Here is a 23017-nt window from a genome sequence, read left to right on the forward strand (position 1 = left end):
ATACTGTGAATATAGCCTACAAAACGGACCGTTTAGATGAGTAAAGATTGGATCGACCCCCACGCTTCACGCGAAGCGCAGAAATATACCAACCCTGTGCCCAGCCGCGAGCTGGTGTTGTCGTTTCTTGAGCAGTGGGGTTCTCCAATAAGCCACCCGCAATTATGCCGAGAACTGGGCGTGACCGATGAAGAATCAATAGATGCGCTGATGTTTCGCTTGAAGGCGATGTGCCGGGATGGCCAGCTCATGAGTAATCGCCGCAACGAGTTTGGCCTGTTGCGGAAGATGGATTTGATTCCGGGGCGTGTGATCGGCCACCGAGATGGGTTTGGTTTTGTTGTGCCTGATCAAGGGGGAGATGATCTATTTCTCTCATCGCGCCAGATGCGTCAGGTGTTCGATGGTGATCGCGTGGTCGTACAAGAGATGGGTAAAGACCACCGTGGCCGTCGTGAAGGTAAGATCGTTGAGGTACTCGAGCGCAATACTCATAAGCTTGTGGGGCGTTTTCAAGGTGAAGCGGGCTTTGGTCAACTGCGCCCTGAAAACCAGCGAATCGCTAATCAAGTGATGGTTTTGGCCGATCCAGAATCTGGCCTGTCTTATGAGAACGAGCAGTTGGTGGTGATCGAGATCACACAGCAGCCGGGTAAGCGCAATATGGCACAGGGCAAAGTTATCGAGGTGCTGGGCGATCACCTTGCTGCCGGCATGGAGATACAGGTTGCGATCCACAACTACGATATTCCCAATGAGTGGCCTACTGAAGTTACCCAACAGATTGCTGAGCTTTCACCCGAGGTAGAGGAGTCAGCTAAAACGAATCGTATTGACCTGCGGCATCTGCCGCTGGTGACCATCGATGGTGAAGATGCACGGGACTTTGATGATGCTGTTTATGCCGAGCGTAAGCGCAGCGGCGGTTGGCGGCTTTGGGTCGCGATTGCGGATGTGTCTTGGTATGTTCGCCCTGAAACCCCGTTGGATATTGAAGCACATAAACGCGGTAACTCGGTCTACTTCCCTGAGTATGTGGTCCCTATGCTGCCGGAGCTACTCTCCAACGGATTGTGTTCGTTAAATCCTAAAGTTGACCGGTTAGCGATGGTCTGTGAAATGACGATCAGTGCAGCGGGTAACCTATCAGGCTATCAGTTCTATGAAGCGGTCATTGAGTCAAATGCACGCCTGACCTACACCAAGGTGGGCGATATGTTGATGGCCCCTGAGAGTGAATCTGGTCAGGCCTTGCGCGCATCTTATCGCGATGTCGTGCCGCATCTTGAAACACTGCATGAGCTCTATTTTGCGCTTCGTGAAGCCCGCGAGGTGCGTGGTGCCATCGACTTTGAAACCACAGAGAGCCGAATTGTTTTCAGCAACGAGCGCAAGATCGATAAGATTGTGCCGGTCACTCGTAACGATGCCCATAAACTGATTGAAGAATGTATGTTGTGCGCAAATGTCGCGACGGCTCGTTTTCTTAGTAAGTCGGGTATGCCTGCGCTTTACCGTGTGCATGATGGCCCAAAAACCGCGCGCTTAGAAACACTGCGTGCTTATCTTGGCGAGTTAGGGCTTAACTTGCCGGGTGGGGAAACGCCAGAGCCGAGTGATTATCAGGCACTGGCCGAGTTGATCGCAGAGCGCCCTGATCGGCATGTGATACAAACCATGATGCTGCGCTCCATGGCACAGGCGGTTTATACACCGGAAAACAACGGCCATTTTGGCCTTGCTTATACGGCATATACGCACTTCACATCGCCTATTCGCCGCTACCCTGACCTGTTGGTGCATCGTGCCATTCGTGCCCAAATTCACGCTGGCAAAGCAGCAAGGACCGTTAAACGCCCCGAGCCGTTTACTGCAAACCCGCAATTCTCTTATCCCTATTCAACCGAGCAAATCTTGCAGTTGGGTGAGCACTGCTCCATGACAGAGCGCCGTGCAGATGACGCAACACGCGACGTAGTCGCGTGGCTGAAATGCGAATATATGCAAGATCAGGTGGGTGAGTCCTTTGATGGTGTGGTTTCTGCTGTGACGGGCTTTGGCCTCTTTGTGGAGCTTAAATCGGTCTTTGTTGAAGGGTTAGTCCATATCACCGGCTTGCCAAACGACTACTACCACTTTGATGCAGGCAAGCAGCGTTTGGTGGGTGAGCGGACCCGGCAGTCATTCCGCCTTGGCGATAACCTGCGTGTGCGCGTTGCCCGTGTGGATCTGGATGAGCGGAAAATCGACTTTGATTTAGTTGAGCACTTGAAAAAGCGTGATGCGGTAAAAGCGGTTTCAAAGCGCCAATTATTAGCTGAAGGCAAGTTAGGTGATCCAGTAAAAGGTGCGCCTAGGAAGGCTCAGAAGGCTGAGTACTCAGCAAAGCAGGCTCGTAAAGGCAAAGGTGGTGCTCAAGTGGAGGAGGCTAAGAAACCTCCTCGCAAGCGCAACAGTGCAGCGACTTCTGATTCTGCGCCTAGCTTGTCGGCTGCGGAAAAAGAGGTGGCCGATTACTCTTATGCCGGTAAAGGGAAGAGTAAGAAAGCGAAGAAGCGTGCCGCAGCGAAAAAGGGGAAGTCGGTAGCTGCACGTAAGCCGAAGAAGAGTAAGGTAAAAAAACGCGGATAAGCCGTGGTGAGTGCGTGGATAGTCTTAGCTGTCTGCTATAATCCGCGCACCATTAATGAATAAAGGGCTCACTCTGCTGAGCGAATGAGGCGATGAAAGAGATTATCCTGCTGACTATCTCCGGAGAAGATAAACCCGGCGTGACCTCCAGCATGTCATCTATATTGGCGAGCTACCAGATCAACATTCTGGATATTGGCCAAGCGGTTATTCACAACACCTTATCGTTAGGCATCTTGATTGAGGTGTCTCGCGAGGCGGAATCATCTCCACTATTGCGTGATCTGCTCTTCAAGGCACATGAGCTGAACATGAAGATCCGTTTTCAGCCAGTGGATGTGCAGGAATACACGGATTGGGTTGGTGAGCAGGGTAAATCGCGCCACATTATTACGCTGTTGGCGCGCCGTATCACCGCGGAGCATATTGCCAAGGTTACGGATATCGCCGCGCGCCACGGTATCAATATCGATAAAATCACGCGTTTATCCGGGCGTTTGTCACTTGATACGAGCCCGCAGGAAAAAACGCGCGCGTGTGTCGAGTTTTCGGTGCGTGGCGCTGATGCTGACACTGGTCCGTTGCGTGAAGAGTTCTTGCGTGCGGCGAGTGACTTAGATGTAGATATTGCTTTCCAAGAGGATAATATCTTCCGCCGCAACCGCCGTTTGGTTGTGTTTGATATGGACTCAACATTGATCGAAGCCGAAGTGATTGACGAGCTTGCGAAAGAAGCAGGTGTCGGCGATCAGGTAGCAGAGATCACAGAAGCGGCGATGCGTGGTGAAATCGACTTCAACGAGAGCTTTAAACGCCGTATGGCGTTGCTGAAAGGCTTGGATGTTAAAGTGCTTGATCAAATCGCTGAACGCCTGCCGATGACTGAGGGGTGTGAAGAGCTGGTGTCTAACCTCAAGGCATTGGGCTTTAAAACCGCCATACTCTCGGGTGGTTTCAACTATTTTGCCTCGCACCTACAGAATAAGCTCGGCTTTGACTACGTGTACGCGAACGAGTTAGATATCGATGCAGAGGGGCGTGTCACTGGCGAAGTTAAAGGCACCGTCGTGAATGGCGAACGTAAAGCTGAATTGCTACGCGAGATTGCAGCGAAAGAGGGGATCGCATTGGAACAAACGATTGCGGTCGGGGATGGTGCGAACGATCTCCCTATGCTTTCTATTGCAGGTTTAGGCATCGCGTTCCGTGCGAAGCCGCTGGTACGCCAGAGCGCAAAGCAAGCGATATCAACGCTAGGCTTAGACGGCATCTTGTACCTTATCGGTTTTAGAGATCGCGATGCGCTCAATTAATTGGAGATTAGGAAACTAAAGAAGCTGTGCTTTAGTTGTGTAGCATAAAGAATGTCTGCTTCAGGCAAGCTTTTTTATTAACATAGAGTGAAGGCTCTGTGTGCTCCAAGGTTTTTTGAATAAGGTGCATTTGCTTTATCTAAGTAGAGTTCGGACATAAAGCTCAGAATCTATTTTCGTTTTCAAATATTTATATTTGGGTGCGGTAGGGAGAGTGCTTTGAGCGTTGGCAGATAATAGCTTGAATAGTAATTTTACTCTGGCATCCGATGCCATTTAAGAGCTTTAGCTTCCTGCCTACGTGGAGCATGGTTATGAAAATACCTCTTCAACTTCGATCAGTCTGTTTGCAGTGTTATTGCGCTCACTTATACCGAGCGAGGTATTGAAAATATTTAATGTTTACTAGAAGGACGATTAGTGGATGATGGATGTAAAGTGTAAAGAGTGTCATGGAAGTGTAGATACGAAAGCAAAGTTTTGCTCTCATTGTGGAGTGTCCGAGCCTAGTATTAACACTGAGGATGTACGTATTCAAGGACGTCCAGATAGTGAAAGTTTTGAAAGTACTCAATCTAATCTTACAAGAAAGCAAAGAGCAAGCTGGTTTGAAGTAGCTTCGACTGTTTTTTGCTGGATTTTTGGGGTACTTTTTTTCTTACTTGGTTTGCTTTGTCTTGTGGTATCTTTACAGGGCGCGCTATTAAGCTTTCTCGCAGCAGCGTTGTTGTTGCCCCCAATTAGGAATAAGTTTTACAACCGAACTAATATTACGATAAAGCCTGTTCTAAGGCTTTCGGCTATATTGTTTCTTTTTATTGGTGTTATTTTTTTCATGATCGGGCAGGGTACACCAACAGAGTATGCTAATCCTGAGGATCCTGAGCTATTAACTAGTGAAAATAACTCTCCATCACCTGAAATGAAAGACTATCCCGCTACCGAAGCTACCGAAGCTGAAGAAATAGAAAAGAGAAAAAATCAGCTTCTACTTGAGCTTAGAGGCATTCCTGCTTCGCAGTATGCTCAGAATGAGAAAAAGTACAATGAGTTGGTGAACCTCTTTCCAGATAATACTTTTTTTCTAAAAAAGAGAGATTTTTATCGTAGTAAGCGAGCTGAAAAGGAAGCGAAGCAGTTAGTTAAAGAGGGTGATAGAGGTAACGGAGAGTCCAGAGTTAACTTTATCGAGAACTATACATGTAAATCAGGGTATTCGATTATGCTTCGCCATATTGACGATAAAGATTTCATTCAAATAAATGGCACGGGTTGGCTCCCTGTCGCGGAATATAATGATTGGAGCTTGATAGAAACTGTATATGAAAACAATAGGTGGAAGTTTAGAGATCAAGCTAGCAGTCGAGGGTTGCTCTTAAATGTAGAAAGTGACCAGTCATATACTTGCAAATGGACTCATAACTATTGATAAATAGTGTTAGTCTCAGCAATGTTTTTAAAAACACTACTATTTATAATGGTTGTATATAGCTACAGGCGAGTTTCGTAAAAAATCGAAGCTCTTAGTGTAAGAAAAGTATCCTGCAGATTTTTTATCGTAGAGGCAAAGTCAAGCTTAGTGACCGTCATGTTTTGATAATAGTTGTCAACTAAAGGATCTCTCTCTGGAGCCTATTTACCATGCAAATAGGCTCTTGTCAGATTAAAGAACGGCGATTTGACTAAAAACGTGTTTATTTAAAAGTAATAGGCTTGGATTAACCCGTGCTTCACGGCTGTAGTGAGGTGTTGCTGATGTCTTGGGAGCACAACTCTAGTAGTGTGCAGGTTAGTAGAGCTATTTGCGTGAGCATCTTTAGCTACTACTAATGCACAGGATTAAAATTAAAAGCGTAAGTTCATTTGCTCTGGCGCACTTTTATTGGTCGAAGAAGTCGTAGTTCATCTCTTCAGCAGGGGGCTGTAAGTAGTAGCCTTGAATGAGGCCGACCCCTGTTTTCCACAAACTGCTCATCACTTTAGGGCTCTCAACATGTGGAGCGATGGTGATTTTGCCCTGTGCCTTTAGGTCTTCTACCATCTCAATGAAGCTCTCGTCGCTGGTATGGTTGGCCAGGTCTTGTACATAAGAGCCGTCTATTTTTACGTAGTCTGTTGGGATCTGGCGCAGCACTTGGCGGGCATTGCTGGAGGCGCCATGGTGTTTGACGCAAACCAAGCAATGCAGCTCTTTTAAGCCGTCAGCGAAGGCTTGGGCATTAAGCATGTTACTTGAGCATTCGCTTTCACTCATTTGGAAGACTAAGTGATCGGCTGGAATACGGTACTCTCGCAACGTATCAGACAACCAAGGCAATATGCTTTCATCGCGCCATGTTTGGCTGGAGATATTTAAGAACAAGCGGTGCTTCGCGCCTTTCTTAATTTCATTGCGCAGATTGCGAATACTCTTCTTAATCACCCAGCGGTCGAGTGTTGAGGTGAGGTCGCCAATCTCCATGGTACTCATGAAGGTATCTGGGGTGATCTCTTTCTGATCATCATCCAGCATTCGTACGAGGGCTTCGTAGTGGCAGACTTTACTGTTATATGACAGCGGTACAATGGGCTGGAAGAGCAGCTTAAGCTGGTCGTTCTCAACGGCTAAGCGCAGAGCTTCTACCGCTTTGGCGTGATCTTCGTCGCTAGGCTCTTTCTCTGGCACGAAGAGTAAAACCGCGTTGCCAGGGCCCTGCTTCGAGCCTGCATTTTCTGCCGCGGACTGTGCTCGTTCAATTAATTCCGATGAGCCTGGCGTAGCGTCGTTAATGCTAGCGACACCAATAGAGCAGGTGGTTTTAATGGCATTGTCGGCAAACTCTGTACTTTCAATCGCCGCGCGCAGTGTTTCGGCAAAGGCGACCGCTTTATCAGGGCTTGGGTCATGGAAAATGACGCCAAAGGTTGAGTCGCTGATACGGCCTTTGATGTGTACTGGGTTGAGCTTCGCCTTGAGGATATCAGCGATGTCGCGAGCCATGTGGTCACAGGTATCTGCACCATGTGTTGCGCGAATAGCATCGTAATTATCGATACTAATAAGGAAGAAGTTACAATCGTTCCCGCCGCTAAGAGCGAGCTGTGTTGTTTCATCTAAACGGCGTGTTAAAAATGCAGTGTTATATAGACCGGTAATGGGGTCGTGCTCTGTAAAGCCTTTCAAGCTCGCCTGTGAACTCTCCGCCCGCACTGTAAATTGGATACAAGGGTTGCCTTGGTAGACACTCTCTTGGATCTCGATATTGGCAGTGAAGTTTGAGTTATCAGCACGGCGACCGGTCAGTTGAAACATTAGATCTTTGAGGTTTTCCGTCGCGAAAGTTTGTACCTGTTCGCGCAGCTCCTCCTTATCTTCTTGAACAAAAAAGTGCTCCAGACCGCGCCCTTGTATACGCTCGGCATTATCGTAGCCGTAGAGGTTTGCAAATGCCGTATTGGCAAGTAGCAGCTGTTTGGAGTCAAAGTAAGCTATCGCGAGCGTGGAGCGTTCCATCAACAGCTGGACTCGTTTTTCCATTTCAACGAGAAGTGACTCTGCTTGACGCATTCGGCGGCGATTTTCTAAGTGCTCTAGCTCGCGACGAATCGTAATTAACAGCAGTTCCTTTTCTTCTAAAGGCACAACGGCCTGCATTTGCCCTTTAAGTCCTTGAAGAAGAGATAGGCTATCGGCATGCGGTACTAGCTGAATAACAGGAATGTCTTTATCCAGACGTTTGAGCTGGTGCATCGCTTGCTTAGCGGTAAATGTTTGGCGCTCGGACGAGCAAACGATCAGGTCCCACGAGCGTTCGGTAAGGGCGTTGATAAACTCAGCTTCAGAGTTTATCTGGCGTCCTCTAGGTGCCAGTAAAGCACCGCGAAGCAGTGAGATAATCGGGTCTGTTTCTTCAGGATTTAGCCCTAAGAACAGAAGGTGGACATTTTTACGGAGACGTTGTTTTCTGCGATTTGATAAGCGCTGTAGTAGCGCGTCAGATGTCGTTATTGCTTCTTCCATCAAGCTTCCCCTTAAGCCAATCCACCGCTCAAACGAACGTCAGTAAAACACTATAAGTGTAACGGGTTTAGGGAAAAGTTACAGGGAAAATAAACGGTCGTTTTAGGCGACAATGGTAAGCACAAAGATGGCAGGGGTAGCTGGATTCGAACCAACGCATGACGGGATCAAAACCCGTTGCCTTACCGCTTGGCTATACCCCTGTATCTGTAAATGGTGGCAATGGCGGGACTCGAACCTGCGACCCACGCATTATGAATGCGTTGCTCTAACCAACTGAGCTACATTGCCAACATAGTGTGCAAGCGTTTGAGAGATGGCAGGGGTAGCTGGATTCGAACCAACGCATGACGGGATCAAAACCCGTTGCCTTACCGCTTGGCTATACCCCTGTATCTTTCAAATGGTGGCAATGGCGGGACTCGAACCTGCGACCCACGCATTATGAATGCGTTGCTCTAACCAACTGAGCTACATTGCCGCGCTGCATTTGAGGCGCGTATTATTCTCTTTATTCTTTTTTATGTCAACCCGTTAAGGGAAAGTTTTCGCATCGATAGGCGATAAAAAAGCCGGCTTAATATGCCGGCTTTTCAATAGCTTAGATTTTACACATTGAAGCGGAAGTGGACTACATCGCCATCTTGAACGATATATTCCTTGCCCTCTAGACGCCATTTTCCGGCATCTTTCGCACCTTGCTCACCGTTGTATTCGATATAGTCGTTATAAGCGATAACTTCTGCGCGGATGAAGCCTTTCTCGAAGTCCGTGTGAATGACACCCGCTGCATTTGGAGCAGTGGCACCGATACGCACAGTCCAAGCACGTACCTCTTTTACACCTGCGGTGAAGTAGGTTTGCAGGCCGAGGAGGTCATATCCTGCACGAATAACGCGGTCAAGGCCTGCTTCTTCCATGCCGAGGTCTTCTAGGAATTCAGTGCGCTCTTCGTCATCTAGTTCGGCGATTTCTGCTTCCAGCTTGTTGCAGATTGCCACTAACTCTGCGCCTTCGCTGGCTGCTAGCTCGCGTACTTTATCTAGGTGAGGATTGTCTTCAAAGCCATCTTCATCCACATTGGCGATATACATCGTTGGCTTGATCGTCAGCAGGTGGAATGTCTTCACAGTCTTTAGGTCATCAGCGTCAAAGCCGATTGAGCGCGCCGGCTGCCCCTCTTCAAGGTGAGGAATCAAGCGCTCAAGGAGCTCTTTGGCTTTGATGGCGTCTTTGTCTCCACCTTTTGCTTGCTTCTGCAAACGCTGTAGCTGCTTCTCACAAGACTCTAGATCCGCTAAAGCAAGCTCTAGGTTGATCGTCTCGATATCAGAAATAGGGTCGATGCGGTTAGCAACGTGGATAACGTTTTCATTTTCAAAGCAACGCACCACGTGTGCGATTGCATCCGTTTCACGGATGTTCGCCAAGAATTTGTTACCAAGGCCTTCACCTTTTGAGGCACCAGCTACCAAGCCTGCGATATCCACAAACTCCATCGTCGTAGGGATGACGCGCTCTGGGTTCACGATTGCGGATAGTTTATCCAAGCGAGGATCTGGCATCGGTACCACACCGGAGTTTGGCTCGATCGTACAGAAAGGGAAGTTTTCTGCATCGATGCCTGCCTTAGTCAGTGCATTAAATAGCGTTGATTTACCAACGTTAGGAAGCCCAACGATACCGCATTTAAAACCCATAGTATGGTTACCTTTAGCCTTTAAAACTGTGAAGTTTGTTCATCGCTTTTGCCCAGTCACCTGAAAGCGCCAGTGGCAGGTGGTGCAGTGCTTCGTCTGTTGCCGCCTGAGTTTTGGTGTACTCGCTAGAGGGGGCTTTCTTGAGCACGAAATTAGCAACCTCGCTTGCGTGGCCGGGGTGGCCAATACCGAGGCGTAAGCGGTAAAACTGTTTGTTATTACCCAGCTTGCTGATGATATCTCGCAGGCCGTTATGGCCGCCGTGCCCGCCGCCTTGCTTGAAGCGTGCAATGCCCGGAGGGAGGTCTAGCTCATCATGAGCGACCAAGATCTGCTCTGCTGGGATTTTGAAAAAATTAGCTAGTGCAGCTACCGATTGACCACTGAGATTCATATAAGTCGTGGGAATGAGTAGATGCACTGGTTGGGAGTCGATCAGGGTTTTGGTGTACAAACCAAAGTACTTTTTCTCTGGCTGTAAAACTGCATTTTGTCGAGCAGCTAGCTGCTCGACAAAATCAGCCCCAGCATTATGGCGCGTATTCATATATTGGCTACCTGGATTGCCCAGACCAACAATCAATTGAATCGAGTCTTTCATGCTGGGAAACGTCCTAAAACGTCTTACTTCTTCGCGCCACGTGGCGAGTATACGTAACCGATACCTTGGTCATGGTCAGCGCCACGACGTAGAGCAGCGATTTCAACGCCTTCTGGTGTTTCGATGTCAGACAAGTGCATGATCTGACCTGCTTCTACAGCAGAAAGGTCTACTGTTAGAGTTTCAGGCAGGTTCTCTGGCAAACAAAGAACTTCAACAACGTTAGCTTCAACAGCGAACTTAGCCGCAGCTTTTGCAACTGCAGATTGTTCGAAGTTAACGAATTGTAGAGGAACAGAGATGCTGATCTTGTTGGACTTAGTGATGCGCTGGAAATCAGCGTGCAGCACTTGGTTTTTTGCTGGGTGGCGTTGTAGGTCTTTGATGATAACCTGATCTTCGCTGTCACCGTTTTTCAGTGTCAGGATAGAAGAGAAGAACTTCTCGTCTTCGATCAGTTTAACCAGTTCGCGGTTCTGCATAGAGATCGCAACAGGCTTCTTGCGCTTGTCACCACCGTATACAACACCAGGAACTAGGCCTTCACGACGCAGGCGGCGGCTCGCACCTTTCCCCTGATCTTCGCGGGCAACAGTATTTACAACAAATTTAGACATTTTTCTTACCTTTAATAAATAAAACTGCAAAACCCCGCGACCAGGATTTTACAGTATTTTGAAAAAGCTCAACAAAGTTGAGCTGATATGTGCCTTTGCAGGCTACAGCGCGTTGTTCTTAGCGGAACATCGCACTGATAGATTCTTCATTGCAGACGCGACGGACCGCTTCTGCCAGCATCGGTGCCAGCGTTAGCTGACGAATTTTGCTGCACTCTTTTGCTTGTGGTGATAGCGGAATCGTATCCGTAACAACCAGCTCATCAAGCTGTGACGATGTAATGTTATTGATCGCTGGGCCAGAAAGTACGGGGTGCGTTGCATATGCAACAACGCGAGCTGCGCCGTTATCTTTGAGCGCTTGAGCGGCTTTGCAAAGCGTACCAGCTGTATCGCACATGTCATCAACCAGCAAGCAAGTACGGTCTTGTACATCACCGATGATGTTCATTACTTGTGATTCGTTGGCGCGTTCGCGGCGCTTATCGATGATCGCAAGGTCAGTGTCTAGCTGTTTTGCAACAGCACGTGCACGTACAACACCGCCAACATCAGGAGAAACAACAATCGTGTTCTCGTACTGTTGATCGACGATATCATCTAAAAGAACAGGAGAGCCGTAAACGTTGTCTACTGGCACCGAGAAGAAGCCTTGAATTTGGTCAGCGTGCAGGTCAACGGTCAGTACGCGGTCGACGCCAACGGCAGTCATCATATCTGCAACCACTTTGGCACTGATCGCAACACGAGCAGAACGTGGGCGGCGGTCTTGGCGCGCATAGCCAAAGTAAGGAACAACAGCAGTGATACGCGCAGCAGATGCTCGGCGCAGCGCGTCTGCAAGAACGATAAGTTCCATTAGGTTGTCGTTAGTAGGTGCGCATGTTGGCTGGATGATGAAAACATCCTTGCCCCGTACGTTCTCTTGAATTTCGATACTCACTTCGCCATCGCTAAAGCGAGCAACATGGGCTTTACCCATCGGAATATCAAGACGTTCGACGACTTTCAGAGCCAGCTCTGGGTTCGCATTGCCAGTGAAAACCATCATTTTGGACATGGTGAGCACCTTCTCGGATTGTTCGGCATTGGGGTTCATGTTCGACTGGGAGTTCATCGTTGATTATATGGCAGGGGTAGCTGGATTCGAACCAACGCATGACGGGATCAAAACCCGTTGCCTTACCGCTTGGCTATACCCCTGTATATCCTCTGGAAGGTCTATCTCCCAAAAAAGAGGCCCGTATTCTCTTAAAAAGTGGTCAATTGGTCAAGTTAAAATCGCCATTGCGGCGCAGTGTCAGAGACCTTTTTGCCAGTTTCTCACGAGAAGGGTTAATTTTAGCTCATCCCGCGTGAGAACAACTTTGGTTGGAAGCTTTAACTGGCCGTTGTCGACATAGTTGCGGTATTGAATATGCCAGCCATTTTGGTCCAACTCCGCTAGCCCTTGGCTATTAAACTTAGCTTGGTAGCTCGACTCCGGTGCAGGCGCTCCTTTTACCCAGTAACGCGCGGCTTGTACGGGGAACTCCCAGCCAAACTGGTATGCCAGCAACTCCTCAGGAGAACCGGCCGAGATAGGCTGTTGGCCCGACACTTCAAGCGTTGCGTCGCGGCGGCTACCAGAGATGGTCGCGCCTTGGCCAAAAGGGCCTGCGAGTGTGATATTGAAGCGGTCTTGTTGCTGCTTCCAACTGACACCTGCAGACGCGCTATCATCCGCTGTGCGAATACCTATTTTTCCCTGTAAAGCCCAGCTCTCCAGTGCTAACAACTGATCATACTGTTGCTGCCAGCCCGGTGGCGGAGCGCTGACACTAGGCTCCACGACTTGCGGTGGTGCCGAGCTACATCCTGCAAAAACGGTGGCGACTAAAAGGGTACCGATGACTCGTGTAAGCGAAAATTTCATGATGCTAATAATTCCTTCGCTTCCTCTAGATGGCTGCTATCGGGGAACTGTGCTTGTAACTTGTTATAGAGTTGTTGCGCAGCCTCATGCTCTTCTAGTGCGATGAGCACCACGACAAGATGCCCGCCGACTTCTGGGTCTTCTAAGATGCCGAACGCTTTTTCTAAATATTGGCGGGCTTCTTGGTAGCGACCTAGCTTGTAGAGGATCCAGCCATAAGAGTCGATCACAGCCGGGTCATCTGGCTTCAAAACGATAGCGCGGTCAAGCAGCGCAAAGGCTTCGTCGTAACGCTCTGTGTAGATGGTTAGGGTGTAACCCAAAGCATTTAACGCCGATGCATTATCTGGATCCTGTGCGAGCACAAGGCGAAACTCTTTTTCGGTCGTTGAGAACTCTTCAGGGGGCCTGAGCATAGCGCGCGCGTAGACGAGAGTCGGGTTTTGGCTGTAAGTGCTGAGGCCTTTATCGAGTACGTTAATTGCGCCCTGTTTGTCGCCGCGTGTACGCAGCCAATCAGCATGCAGGTTGTAAAGGTCTGGTGCTAATTCAGGATGACGCTTAATGGCGTTATTGATAGCGTTGGCGACATCATCACGTCGTTGAATTGAGGTTTGCAAGGCAAGGGCTCGGCCGTATGCCTGCATGATATTGTTGCCCTCGGCTGTCGCGGTGTAGTACGCCAGCGCAGTCTCTTTTTGGTCGCGCTGTTCAGCTATTAGACCAAGATAGAAATTAAGGTCAGAGCGCTCTTTTTGCGCCTGGAGTGCTTTGAGCAGCTCCTCGCTCTGTTCAAGTTGGCCGTGATCTAAAGCCAGTAGTGCGATGTAAAGCTGTAGTTGATCATCTTCGGGGAACTGGGCAATCAGCTTTGCTCCCTTCGCGGCGGCTTCTTTGTTCCGCTCTGCTGCATACAGCACTTGCATCTCAGAGAGCAGCACCTGTTTGTTGCGCGGTGCTCGTTTCTTGACCGGTTTGAGCGTGACGAGTGCTTCATCAAAGCGTTTCATTTCGCGTTGCAGATCGGCTTTACGCAAGTACGCGTCGTAGTTACTTGGGTTGTAACGAATCGCTTTCGAAAAGCTGGCAAGGGCGTCATCGTTGCGGGCTAATTTTTGCTGTAGCAGGCCACTGGTCATCCAAAGGTCGGCCCGCTCGGGGTTATCGCGCAATAGCTCGCTGATCTCGTTTAAGTACCCCTTCGCTGTATCGTTTGGCAGGCGCGGGGCTTGGGCGTTGATCAGCAGTAATATACGTTGGCTTTGGCGTGTTAGAGCTTTGCGAATATAGGGCTGAGCGGCTTCAAACTGGCGCTCGTGAAGCAGGATGCTCGCCATGATCTCAAATGGCTCTAAGTTGTCAGGCTCGTACTTGATCCAAATATCAGCGGCTTTTTGGAGCGCAACCTGATCTTTGTTGTACTGAGCGATGCGCACAGCACGTCTTATGACTGCTGGGTCGCCTGTCAGCTCTGCTTGTTTTAAATATTTCTCTTGTGCCAGATCGAAGCGTTTTTGGTGCCCAGCAATCTCTGCGGTCAGGATATCGAACAGGGTTTCGCGGTTTAGCTCCCCCTCTTTGTATACGACAGGCTCCGGCTCAGGTGCAGCGGGAACTAGACTCGTCATCGGGCCACTGCAGCCAGCGAGAAGCGTACCTGATATCAACAGTGGGATATAAACTTTAAACACGATGGATTTCATCCTAGAAAACGACTCTTTGGTACCAATATAGAGGAGGCGTGACAGGCTTGTCACCGCCTAAACTATGGAAAGTTAGTGTAACCGCGACTGAATTGGTTCAAATTAGTTTATCAGTACTATTGGCGGTTTTTCGTTTGCGCTGAAAAGCGTGTATTATTACGCGCTTATTTGTTATCAGGTGAAGTGTCTCGTTTCATGTCTCTCCTTGCTTTGGGCATCAATCACAAGACGGCTTCCGTTGCAGTACGGGAGAAAGTCGCGTTTAGTCCTGACCAGCTCACTAGTGCGCTAGATGAGGTGAAGGCTCGCGCGCAGCTCAAAGAGGTTGCCATACTTTCAACCTGTAACCGGATGGAGCTGTATTGCTCCTCCGATGGCCCACAGCTACAAACGGTGTTGGAGTGGCTTGCTGATTACCACGATATTCCCACCGATGAGCTACACCAAAGCATCTATGCCCACGCTGATGAACATGCTGTGCAGCATATGATGCGTGTTGCCAGTGGCCTCGATTCTCTCGTGTTGGGTGAGCCGCAAATTCTCGGACAGCTGAAATCCGCTTATTCCGTCTCGCTTGAAAACAGTGTGCTGGGCGCAGAGCTCGGCAGGTTGTTTCAACAAGCATTTTCTGTGGCAAAAAAAGTACGCACGGAAACAGCGATCGGTGAAAACCCCGTATCGGTGGCCTACGCAGCGGTAAACTTAGCGCAGCACATCTTCTCTGATCTACGTGATAGCCGTGCGCTGCTGATCGGTGCTGGTGAAACGGTTGAACTCGTTGCGCGTCACCTGCGCAATGCGGGCGTACAGCAAATGACTGTCGCTAACCGCACGTTAGACAGAGCATTGGGCGTCGCTGAAGAGTTTGATGCGCAAGCGATCCTGTTGGGTGATATTCCAGATGCGCTGCCGAACGCCGATATCGTGATCGCTTCGACTGCAAGCCCGTTACCCATTTTGGGTAAAGGTGCCGTCGAAGAGGCGTTGAAACAACGTCGCCATCAGCCGATCTTTATGGTGGATATCGCGGTTCCGCGCGACATTGAACCGCAAGTGTCTGAACTCGATGATGTTTACCTCTATACGGTTGATGATCTGCGCGAGGTGATCGAAGAGAATCAGCGCAGCCGTGAATCCGCTGCCCGTGAGGCAGAGCAGATTATTCAGCGTGGCGCTGATGAGTTTATGGGCATGCTGCGCTCGCGCGGTGCGGTCTCTACGCTCACGAAACTGCGCGGCCATTACGAAACGCTGCGTGATGATGAAGTAGAAGCAGCGCTTAAACAGATGCGCAGTGGTAAAGACCCTGAAGCCGTGCTTGAGCAGATGGCGCGTCGCCTGACCAATAAAGTCCTGCACCACCCGACGATACAATTAAGAAAAGCCAGTGCCGAGGGGCAGGTGGAGCTCATTGACGCTGCCACAACGCTCTTCCAGCTGTCTGATTCGGACGATTAAATTATGAAAGATTCGATTCGCGCTAAGCTGGAAAAGCTAGCCGATCGCTTTGAAGAGCTTGCTGCTCTGCTGAGCGATGCTGATGTCATTTCTGATCAGCAAAAATTCCGTGATTACTCCAAAGAGTACGCCGAGCTTGAGCCGGTTGTACAATCTTACAGTGCCTTTCAGCAAGCTGAGGGTGATCTTGAAGAAGCACAGCTGATGATGCAGGACAGCGATCCTGATATGCGTGAAATGGCAAAAGATGAGCATGCCAGTGCGCAGGCGCAGATCGAAGAGCTTGAGCAAGCGCTGCAAATTCACTTGTTGCCAAAAGATCCAAATGATGGCGCCAACGTCTTTCTCGAGATCCGCGCCGGAACGGGCGGTGATGAGGCTGCTATCTTCTCGGGCGACCTATTCCGTATGTACTCAAAGTATGCGGAGAATCAGGGATGGCGTATTGAGGTCGTCAGTGCGAGCGAAGGCGAGCACGGCGGCTACAAAGAGGTGATCGCTCGCGTGGTGGGCGATGCTGTTTACTCGCGCTTGAAGTTTGAATCGGGTGCGCACCGCGTACAACGCGTTCCTGAAACCGAATCTCAAGGCCGCATCCATACCTCTGCGTGCACCGTTGCGGTGATGCCAGAGATGGACGAGAGCGCCGAGGTTGAGATCAACAAGGCAGATCTGCGTATCGATACCTACCGTGCATCGGGTGCAGGTGGTCAGCACGTTAACAAAACCGATTCGGCGATCCGTATCACACATATCCCAACTGGGGTGGTGGTGGAGTGCCAAGAGGAGCGTTCACAGCACAAGAACCGCGCGAAAGCGATGGCGCTGTTAGCTTCACGTTTGCAAGCGGCTGAGTTAGAGAAAGCGGCGGCTGAGCAAGCGAGCACGCGTAAGAGCCTTGTCGGTAGTGGCGATCGCTCAGAGCGTATTCGCACTTACAACTATCCGCAGGGGCGGGTTACCGATCACCGCATCAACTTGACGCTCTACAAGCTTGAAGAGGTGATGGAAGGCAAGCTTTCTGAGGTGATCGATCCTCTCATGCACGAATACCAAGCTGAGCAGCTTGGTGCGTTGTCTGAGTAACAGATCCGATGCGCATTGCTGATGCGTTAACCCCGCCAGAGGCGCTGAGCGGTTTAAGTGACTCTCCGCGCCTTGATCTAGAGCTGCTGTTGGGGCATGTAATTGGTCAGTCTCGTAGTTACTTTTTGACTTGGCCTGATAAGCAACTGACTGAAACGCAGCTCAGCGCTTTCAATGCGCTTGTCGCTAGACGCCTAAAAGGCGAACCGATCGCTTATATTTTGGGCGTTCAGTCCTTTTGGACGTTGGAACTTGAAGTCTCGCCCGTGACGCTAATACCGCGTCCTGACACCGAGGTGTTAGTTGAAACGGCACTCGACTGTTTACCAAACGGCACGTTTCGCGTGGCAGATCTAGGTACCGGTACCGGCGCTATTGCACTCGCGTTGGCCAGCGAACGGCCGGATTGGCACGTTGTTGGATGCGATCTGATGCCTGATGCCGTCGCTTTGGCGCAGCGCAATGGCCGCCGCTGTGGACTGGATCAGGTTGCGTTTCTGCAAGGCAGCTGGTTTGAGCCTCTGGATGGCCGCTTTGAGCTGATTGTGAGCAACCCCCCTTATATTGATCCGCTCGATCAACACCTTAACGAAGGAGATGTGCGCTTTGAGCCGCGTTCTGCATTGGTAGCCGAGGCTGCTGGTCTAGCTGATATTACGCACATTGCGACAACGGCAACTGAGTACCTAACAGATAGCGGATGGCTGCTCTTTGAGCATGGTTATGATCAGGGTGAAGCTGTACGTCTGTTGTTGACCCAATTAGGTTATAACCAAGTAGAAACGCGGCCCGACTATGCGGGTAACGACCGTGTGACTTTAGGGTGTTGGAGAGGTAAACCATGCTGACAGATGACGAACTACTGCGCTACAGCCGCCAAATCATGTTGCCCGATGTGGATATTGCCGGGCAGGAGCGTTGGCGCGCTTCGAAGGTGTTGATTGTTGGCTTAGGCGGACTGGGTTCACCTGTTGCCATGTATCTTGCTGCAGCTGGTGTTGGTGAGCTCGTGCTGGTTGATGATGATGAAGTTGATCTAACCAACTTACAGCGACAGGTGCTACACACAACGGCGCGTATTGGTATGCCGAAAGTGGCGTCGGCTGCGCAAGCGTTGGCGGAGCTTAATCCACATATCCGCATTACACCGATCGCAAAACGATGTGATGAGGCTGAACTGCTGGGCCTTGTGACTGAGGCCGACTTGGTGCTCGACTGCACAGATAACTTCACCACGCGTCATGCCATTAATCGTGCTTGTGTGGCGAGCAAAACACCGTTGGTTTCAGGTGCAGCGATCCGCATGGAAGGCCAAGTCGCTGTCTTTCAGCCACAACAAGACGATAGCCCCTGCTATCACTGCCTCTACAAAGAGAGCGATGATGAGAATCTAACCTGTGCCGACTCCGGCGTATTGGCACCTGTGGTGGGTATTATCGGCTCACTACAAGCACTAGAAGCTCTCAAAGTATTGGCGAACGTTGGCGAATCATTAACCGGGCGCTTGTTGATTTTTGATGCTAAGGAAACCGCATGGCGCACCTTGAAACTACGCAAAGATGCCAACTGTGCCGTATGCGGTATACAGGAGTAAGTGATGAGCAACGCGGATACGATTAAACAGCTATTAGAGAGTGCAAACACGATTGCCTTAGTAGGGGCGAGTGATAAACCTCACCGCGCCAGCTATCGGGTGATGGCGTTTCTGCTTGAACAGGGCTACACCGTATGGCCAATTAATCCGGCGAAAGCGGGAGGTGAAATTCTCGGACAGCCGGTATTGGCGTCGCTAGCGGATATCAACGAGCCGATCGATATGGTCGATATTTTCCGCAACGCCGATGCGGCGGGCGATGCCGTTGATGAGGCTATCGCAGTTGGTGCCCGTGCCGTTTGGCTGCAATTAGGGGTGATAAACCCAACGGCCGCTCAGAGAGCGCAAGCCGCTGGGTTAACGGTTGTTATGGATCATTGCCCTAAAATTGAGATTCCACTGCTGGGTGTTACAACACCGGCGCAGCGTGTTTAGTCCTCTGCAAGGGTGATCTCTCCTGCTAGAGATTGCCCCATCAACTCGCGTACCTCTTGAGTCGGTAAGTTACGGCCCAAAAGGTAGTGCAGCTTACAAAATGCCGCTTCTAGCGTCATATCTTGGCCGGAAATGACATTTAGCGCTTTCAGGCGTGCGCCGGTTGCATAGGTACCTTGTACAACAGGCCCGCCATGGCACAGGGTGCTATTCACCACAATCACTCCCCGTTGGTTTGCCTCGGCTAGCCGGTTCATCAGGTGCTGGTTGCGATCGGGTGGGTTGCCTGCGCCGAATGTTTGCAATACAACAGCCGCGATATCCGGGTTATTAAGCACTGCGTCGATCTGTTCGTCGATAATGCCGGGGTAAAGGGCGAGCTGGGCTACGCGGCTTGGTTTGCTGGGGAGCATAAAGCGCAATGGCTGCTCGGGCAGGTTACTGCTGACAGGCAAAGGTTGAATGCCCGCTTCGCTCAGTAGTGGGAAGTTCGGTGAGTCAAACGCTTGCAGTGCGGACGTGTGTGCCTTAGTGGCGCGGTTGCCGCGAATCAGCCGCCCACCAAAGCAGATGGCAACTTCATGTAATGCGGAATGGCGCGCATAGTGAACGGCATCAAGCAGGTTACGCACCGCATCTGTACGTGGTTGACTGAGTGGAATTTGAGCACCGGTCAAAATAACAGGCTTCGTTAGCCCGCGTAGCATGAACGACAGCGCTGATGCGCTATATGCCATTGTATCGGTGCCGTGCAAGATAACGAAGCCACTGTAGTCTTCATAGCGGCGTACTACCATCTCGGCGAGGCGCGTCCAGTCATTGGGCTGGATGTTGGAGCTGTCGAGGAGCTCATCTAGCTCGACTAGGTCATAGTTGCCCAGCGCTTCGTGTGCGGCATCCCCTAATTGTTGGTCGATTAGCGCATCGAAGCCATGCTTGGGGACATAGCCTTGAGGGGTTGGCCAGCTACCAATGGTGCCGCCGGTATAGATAAAAAGGATCTTGTCGTTGTTCATACTACCAAACCATTTAACTGAGCTGCATTATCGAGCTTAATGTATGTAAATCAGCCGCTTAACGCGCTTGAGTCGGCCTGCTTTTTAACATAGCTCGCACTATCATAGCTTATCGGCGGTGCGCTAGCAGTAGTCTTGTGAAGCGGCGCTGGCGCTAGTGTTAAGTGCAGTTTGATGGGCCTGATACAGCGTTGCCCAACATTATACAGAGCAGCTACGAGCATCCGCGTCGTTAGCTGCGCGTCGCAGGCCAGCATCGGAGCGATCACTGCGAACGGAGCTGGCCCAGATAGGCATAATTTAGCGGTGGCCTCTTGGCCTAGAATACGTAAGGCTGTTTGCAGGGCGTTATGGTTGGTCCAGGGATCGCTGGAGCCTGCGACAAGGCTGCTTGAACGGTGTAGCTGTGCGATATCTTCACACAGGCGCAGCAGTAACTGGGCGATCTGGGTATGCAATGTGGCAAGATCAGCGAGCAGCGAGATCAGTGATGAGCCCTCTTGGGAGTAGCTGAGTGGGGTGCTCGACAAGTTAGCTAGTACGGGCAGGCATTGACGTGTTAGCTCACCTTGCTCGGGGCTGCACTGTCCGAGTGCTTGAATAAGCAAGTCAGCCTGTTCGGTGCAGCCTTTTAGGTCTTTGCGGTGTTCAGCAAAGCGATAGCTTATTGCGAGCACGCCGGGGTCCAATTGTTGTGGGCCTTGTTGCAGCCATCGGCTTAAGAGCCCCTCTTTGTGTTGTGCGAGTAAAATTAAGCTCTCGAGTGCCGTCATGAGTGCACGCTGGCCGTTGATGAGGGAGATGCGTGTTGCAAGCTGATAGTTCTCGCTTGGGTGCTGGGCGCGATTGCAATCTTTGTTGGGGTTGAGCGCATAGTATTGGCCACGCTTTAGTCCCATCTCTGTAAGCGCTAGGTTGGTAATCACCTCGTTACAGTTGGTGTTGATTGCTGAGATCACATCGCCATGTACGATATCCACAACGAATTGGTCGTGTAGCTCGCCGGCTTTAATACGGTTACAGGCGTTGAGCAGGGCCTTGTATTTGCTCAGGCTGAGCTTGCCGTCGTGATAGTTGAGGCCGGCGGCTGTTTCTTTGATGAGGCAGTAGCTGTGGATAAGGTCAGGAAACTGGCTAAGAGGTGCATGGCTTGCATGAAAATGTCGCAAGGCGCGTAGCGTCTGAATACCGTACCATGCGTGTTGGGGAACCTGTTCATCGCCCAGCCGGTCGTGTTCTATTCGTGTACTCATGCGTGACCGTATGTTTGTTATTATGCATACAATTCATTTAAGCACAGATAACCGCGGATGCGACTTTTTGTAAGTTACCGTTGCAACATCAGCTTTTGGATACGTTGATCCTCTTCACAGCGTTTCGCGAGGGCGATAATCATCTCGGGAGTGCCCGCAGGCCACTCTGAAGGCATAGTGACTTCAGAGTGCACCAAGAACTTAATCAATTCGGCATTGTTCTTAGCCGCAGCGTGTGCAAACAATGCTTCGCTGTGGGCATCGAGACCCACCCCGTGTTGCTGTAGCCGATTTAGATGCATCATGAGCGTTTCGTCACGGCATAACTCAAGGCAGCGCAGCGGTAGATCGAGCCCTTGGGTGTTTGCTCCCGCTTGTAGTAGCGGTGTGATTAAGCGCAGGCTATCCGATTGTTCAAGCGCTAAAATGAGCGAAGGCGTGCCATGCTCAGTGGTGGTGTTGGGGCTGATGTCTGCGCTTAGTAAGGTTTCTAAAGCGGCGGGTTGAGCCGTTGTAATGGCCAGGCTAAGAAGCTCTGGTGCAAGGGCTGCTTGTTCCGCCTGCTTGAGCTTCTTGAAGGTTTGGCTGACGGTTTGAGTATCGCCCTCTTCAATAGCGCGCTTTAGCTTCTTAATGGTCTGGTCTTTAAATAGATTTAGCATCGTTATCGCTTTCAGTTGGTGGCATGGCCCTTTACAGCCTGCATAACTAAAGAAATTGCAGCATTTTCAGAATAAATATGCCGGCGCCAAGGCTGACAATAGATCCCAATGTAGTGGTTAAGATGATGTTGGCGGCAAGCTCTGCGTTCCCGCCCATCGCTTTAGCCATGATAAAGCTTGCAGCGGCCGTGGGTGTGCCGAATAACACGAACATTAACACAACATCTTGATCGGCAAAGCCAAGTAATGCTGCTACGCATGTCAGCACGAATGGGATCAATACCAGCTTTGTGGCTGTGGCCCAAAACGCCATAGATGACGTGTGTTTGAGGCTTTTTAAGTTCAAAGATGCGCCTACGGCCATCAGGGCCAGTGGCAGTGTTATATCGGCAAAATAGTCCCCTGTGCGGTTGATCACTGCAGGCAGCGTAAAGCCGAAGTAAGAGAAGGGAAGCGCGAGTAACACGGCGATAATCAGGGGATTTTTAAGAATCTCTACGCCCACCTTCGCGGCAGACAAGTTGTTTTGCTGCTTCATTGGCAGTGTGAGCGCGATAATCGAGAGGCTGTTGTAGAGCGGAATAATCAACGCCAAGATCAAAGAGGCCTTGGCTAGCCCTTCGTCACCATAAATATTCAAGCTCACGGCGAGCCCGACGATGCCATAGTTGCCGCGAAAAGCGCCTTGAATAAAAACGCCCACATCCTCTGGCCGTTGTATCAACCGTTGTGCTTGCCAACTAATCAGTGCCACCACAATCAAGGTGGCGATCGTAATATAGCTCAGCATCTGTGGGTTAAAGACTGCATGGAAGTTCGTGCGGCTGATACTCATAAAAACGAGTGCAGGCAACGTGACTACGAAGACCAGTTTCGAGGCCGTTGCAACAAACGCATCATCAATAATACGAGTGCGCTTGAGTAAAAAACCAAGAAAGACGATAAAGAAGATCGGTGCGACAACATTTGCGGTGTAAGCAAAGGTTTCCAGATGCTGGCTCAAGGTGCCTCCTGACTGCGTGGCGTTCCCTGC

General features: G+C 50.4%; 19 protein-coding genes and 5 tRNA genes. 8 read left to right on the forward strand and 16 right to left on the reverse strand.

Annotation, left to right across the window (positions count from 1 at the left end; all coding sequences use genetic code 11):
* Positions 1–36 precede the first annotated feature (36 nt).
* From rnr to EOE65_RS12940, 3 genes are all read left to right on the forward strand, one after another.
* The gene (rnr, locus tag EOE65_RS12930) at positions 37–2631 is read left to right on the forward strand and encodes a ribonuclease R (RefSeq protein WP_127694748.1); all 2595 of its coding nucleotides are present in this window, start codon (positions 37–39) and stop codon (positions 2629–2631) included.
* A gap of 92 nt (positions 2632–2723) precedes the next feature.
* Positions 2724–3944: a phosphoserine phosphatase SerB gene (serB, locus tag EOE65_RS12935; RefSeq protein WP_127694749.1), complete on the forward strand. Its 1221-nt coding sequence runs from the start codon at positions 2724–2726 to the stop codon at positions 3942–3944.
* Between the two features lie 424 nt (positions 3945–4368).
* The gene (locus EOE65_RS12940; protein WP_127694750.1) at positions 4369–5373 is read left to right on the forward strand and encodes a hypothetical protein; all 1005 of its coding nucleotides are present in this window, start codon (positions 4369–4371) and stop codon (positions 5371–5373) included.
* A 450-nt stretch (positions 5374–5823) separates the two neighbouring features.
* Here EOE65_RS12940 and EOE65_RS12945 read toward each other — a convergent pair whose 3' ends face one another.
* The 12 genes from EOE65_RS12945 to EOE65_RS13000 all read right to left on the reverse strand — a co-directional run bounded on the left by EOE65_RS12945 (position 5824) and on the right by EOE65_RS13000 (position 14405).
* The gene (locus EOE65_RS12945; protein ID WP_127694751.1) at positions 5824–7944 is read right to left on the reverse strand and encodes an EAL domain-containing protein; all 2121 of its coding nucleotides are present in this window, start codon (positions 7942–7944) and stop codon (positions 5824–5826) included.
* Between the two features lie 128 nt (positions 7945–8072).
* Positions 8073–8147, reverse strand: a tRNA-Gln gene (locus EOE65_RS12950).
* A gap of 11 nt (positions 8148–8158) precedes the next feature.
* A tRNA-Met gene (locus tag EOE65_RS12955) sits at positions 8159–8235 on the reverse strand.
* Positions 8236–8261: 26 nt separating this feature from the next.
* Positions 8262–8336: transfer RNA gene (locus tag EOE65_RS12960), tRNA-Gln, on the reverse strand.
* A gap of 12 nt (positions 8337–8348) precedes the next feature.
* A tRNA-Met gene (locus EOE65_RS12965) sits at positions 8349–8425 on the reverse strand.
* A 127-nt stretch (positions 8426–8552) separates the two neighbouring features.
* A complete protein-coding gene (ychF, locus tag EOE65_RS12970) occupies positions 8553–9644 on the reverse strand; it encodes a redox-regulated ATPase YchF (RefSeq protein ID WP_127694752.1) in 1092 nt (363 codons plus the stop codon).
* Positions 9645–9657: 13 nt separating this feature from the next.
* Positions 9658–10245, reverse strand: coding sequence for an aminoacyl-tRNA hydrolase (gene pth / locus EOE65_RS12975; RefSeq protein ID WP_127694753.1), 588 nt, complete (start codon positions 10243–10245; stop codon positions 9658–9660).
* A gap of 23 nt (positions 10246–10268) precedes the next feature.
* A complete protein-coding gene (locus EOE65_RS12980) occupies positions 10269–10862 on the reverse strand; it encodes a 50S ribosomal protein L25/general stress protein Ctc (protein ID WP_127694754.1) in 594 nt (197 codons plus the stop codon).
* A 118-nt stretch (positions 10863–10980) separates the two neighbouring features.
* The gene (locus tag EOE65_RS12985; protein WP_127694755.1) at positions 10981–11922 is read right to left on the reverse strand and encodes a ribose-phosphate pyrophosphokinase; all 942 of its coding nucleotides are present in this window, start codon (positions 11920–11922) and stop codon (positions 10981–10983) included.
* 68 nt (positions 11923–11990) lie between these two features.
* Positions 11991–12065 (reverse strand) — tRNA-Gln (locus EOE65_RS12990).
* A 97-nt stretch (positions 12066–12162) separates the two neighbouring features.
* The gene (gene lolB / locus EOE65_RS12995; RefSeq protein WP_127694756.1) at positions 12163–12777 is read right to left on the reverse strand and encodes a lipoprotein insertase outer membrane protein LolB; all 615 of its coding nucleotides are present in this window, start codon (positions 12775–12777) and stop codon (positions 12163–12165) included.
* On the reverse strand, positions 12774–14405 hold the full coding sequence (locus EOE65_RS13000; protein ID WP_206052684.1) for a tetratricopeptide repeat protein: 1632 nt from the start codon (positions 14403–14405) through the stop codon (positions 12774–12776). The genes lolB and EOE65_RS13000 overlap by 4 nt, the downstream gene beginning before the upstream one ends.
* Before the next feature lie 270 nt (positions 14406–14675).
* On the opposite strand from EOE65_RS13000, the gene hemA reads away from it, so the two are divergent.
* Genes hemA through EOE65_RS13025 form a run of 5 tightly spaced genes read left to right on the forward strand, consistent with a single transcriptional unit; the run spans position 14676 to position 19053 of the window.
* The gene (gene hemA / locus EOE65_RS13005; RefSeq protein ID WP_127694758.1) at positions 14676–15938 is read left to right on the forward strand and encodes a glutamyl-tRNA reductase; all 1263 of its coding nucleotides are present in this window, start codon (positions 14676–14678) and stop codon (positions 15936–15938) included.
* A gap of 3 nt (positions 15939–15941) precedes the next feature.
* Entirely contained in the window at positions 15942–17024 is a 1083-nt protein-coding gene (prfA, locus tag EOE65_RS13010; RefSeq protein WP_127694759.1) for a peptide chain release factor 1, read from the forward strand.
* Positions 17025–17032: 8 nt separating this feature from the next.
* A complete protein-coding gene (gene prmC / locus EOE65_RS13015; protein ID WP_127694760.1) occupies positions 17033–17872 on the forward strand; it encodes a peptide chain release factor N(5)-glutamine methyltransferase in 840 nt (279 codons plus the stop codon).
* The gene (locus tag EOE65_RS13020) at positions 17866–18618 is read left to right on the forward strand and encodes a molybdopterin-synthase adenylyltransferase MoeB (RefSeq protein ID WP_127694761.1); all 753 of its coding nucleotides are present in this window, start codon (positions 17866–17868) and stop codon (positions 18616–18618) included. Before prmC ends, EOE65_RS13020 begins: the two co-directional genes overlap by 7 nt.
* A 3-nt stretch (positions 18619–18621) precedes the next feature.
* Complete coding sequence (locus tag EOE65_RS13025) at positions 18622–19053, forward strand: CoA-binding protein (RefSeq protein WP_127694762.1); 432 nt, start codon at positions 18622–18624, stop codon at positions 19051–19053.
* Here EOE65_RS13025 and EOE65_RS13030 read toward each other — a convergent pair.
* The 4 genes from EOE65_RS13030 to EOE65_RS13045 all read right to left on the reverse strand — a co-directional run bounded on the left by EOE65_RS13030 (position 19050) and on the right by EOE65_RS13045 (position 22987).
* Positions 19050–20069, reverse strand: coding sequence for a type I asparaginase (locus tag EOE65_RS13030; RefSeq protein WP_127694763.1), 1020 nt, complete (start codon positions 20067–20069; stop codon positions 19050–19052). The genes EOE65_RS13025 and EOE65_RS13030 overlap by 4 nt on opposite strands.
* Before the next feature lie 50 nt (positions 20070–20119).
* On the reverse strand, positions 20120–21322 hold the full coding sequence (locus EOE65_RS13035; protein WP_127694764.1) for a lyase family protein: 1203 nt from the start codon (positions 21320–21322) through the stop codon (positions 20120–20122).
* 74 nt (positions 21323–21396) lie between these two features.
* Positions 21397–21984 (reverse strand): hypothetical protein, encoded by a 588-nt coding sequence (locus EOE65_RS13040; protein ID WP_127694765.1) that lies wholly within the window; start codon positions 21982–21984, stop codon positions 21397–21399.
* Positions 21985–22030: 46 nt separating this feature from the next.
* Positions 22031–22987 (reverse strand): AEC family transporter, encoded by a 957-nt coding sequence (locus EOE65_RS13045; RefSeq protein ID WP_127694766.1) that lies wholly within the window; start codon positions 22985–22987, stop codon positions 22031–22033.
* Between the last annotated feature and the right edge of the window lie 30 nt (positions 22988–23017).

This window comes from Neptunomonas marina, from assembly GCF_004005935.1.
Lineage (GTDB): Bacteria > Pseudomonadota > Gammaproteobacteria > Pseudomonadales > Balneatricaceae > Neptunomonas > Neptunomonas marina.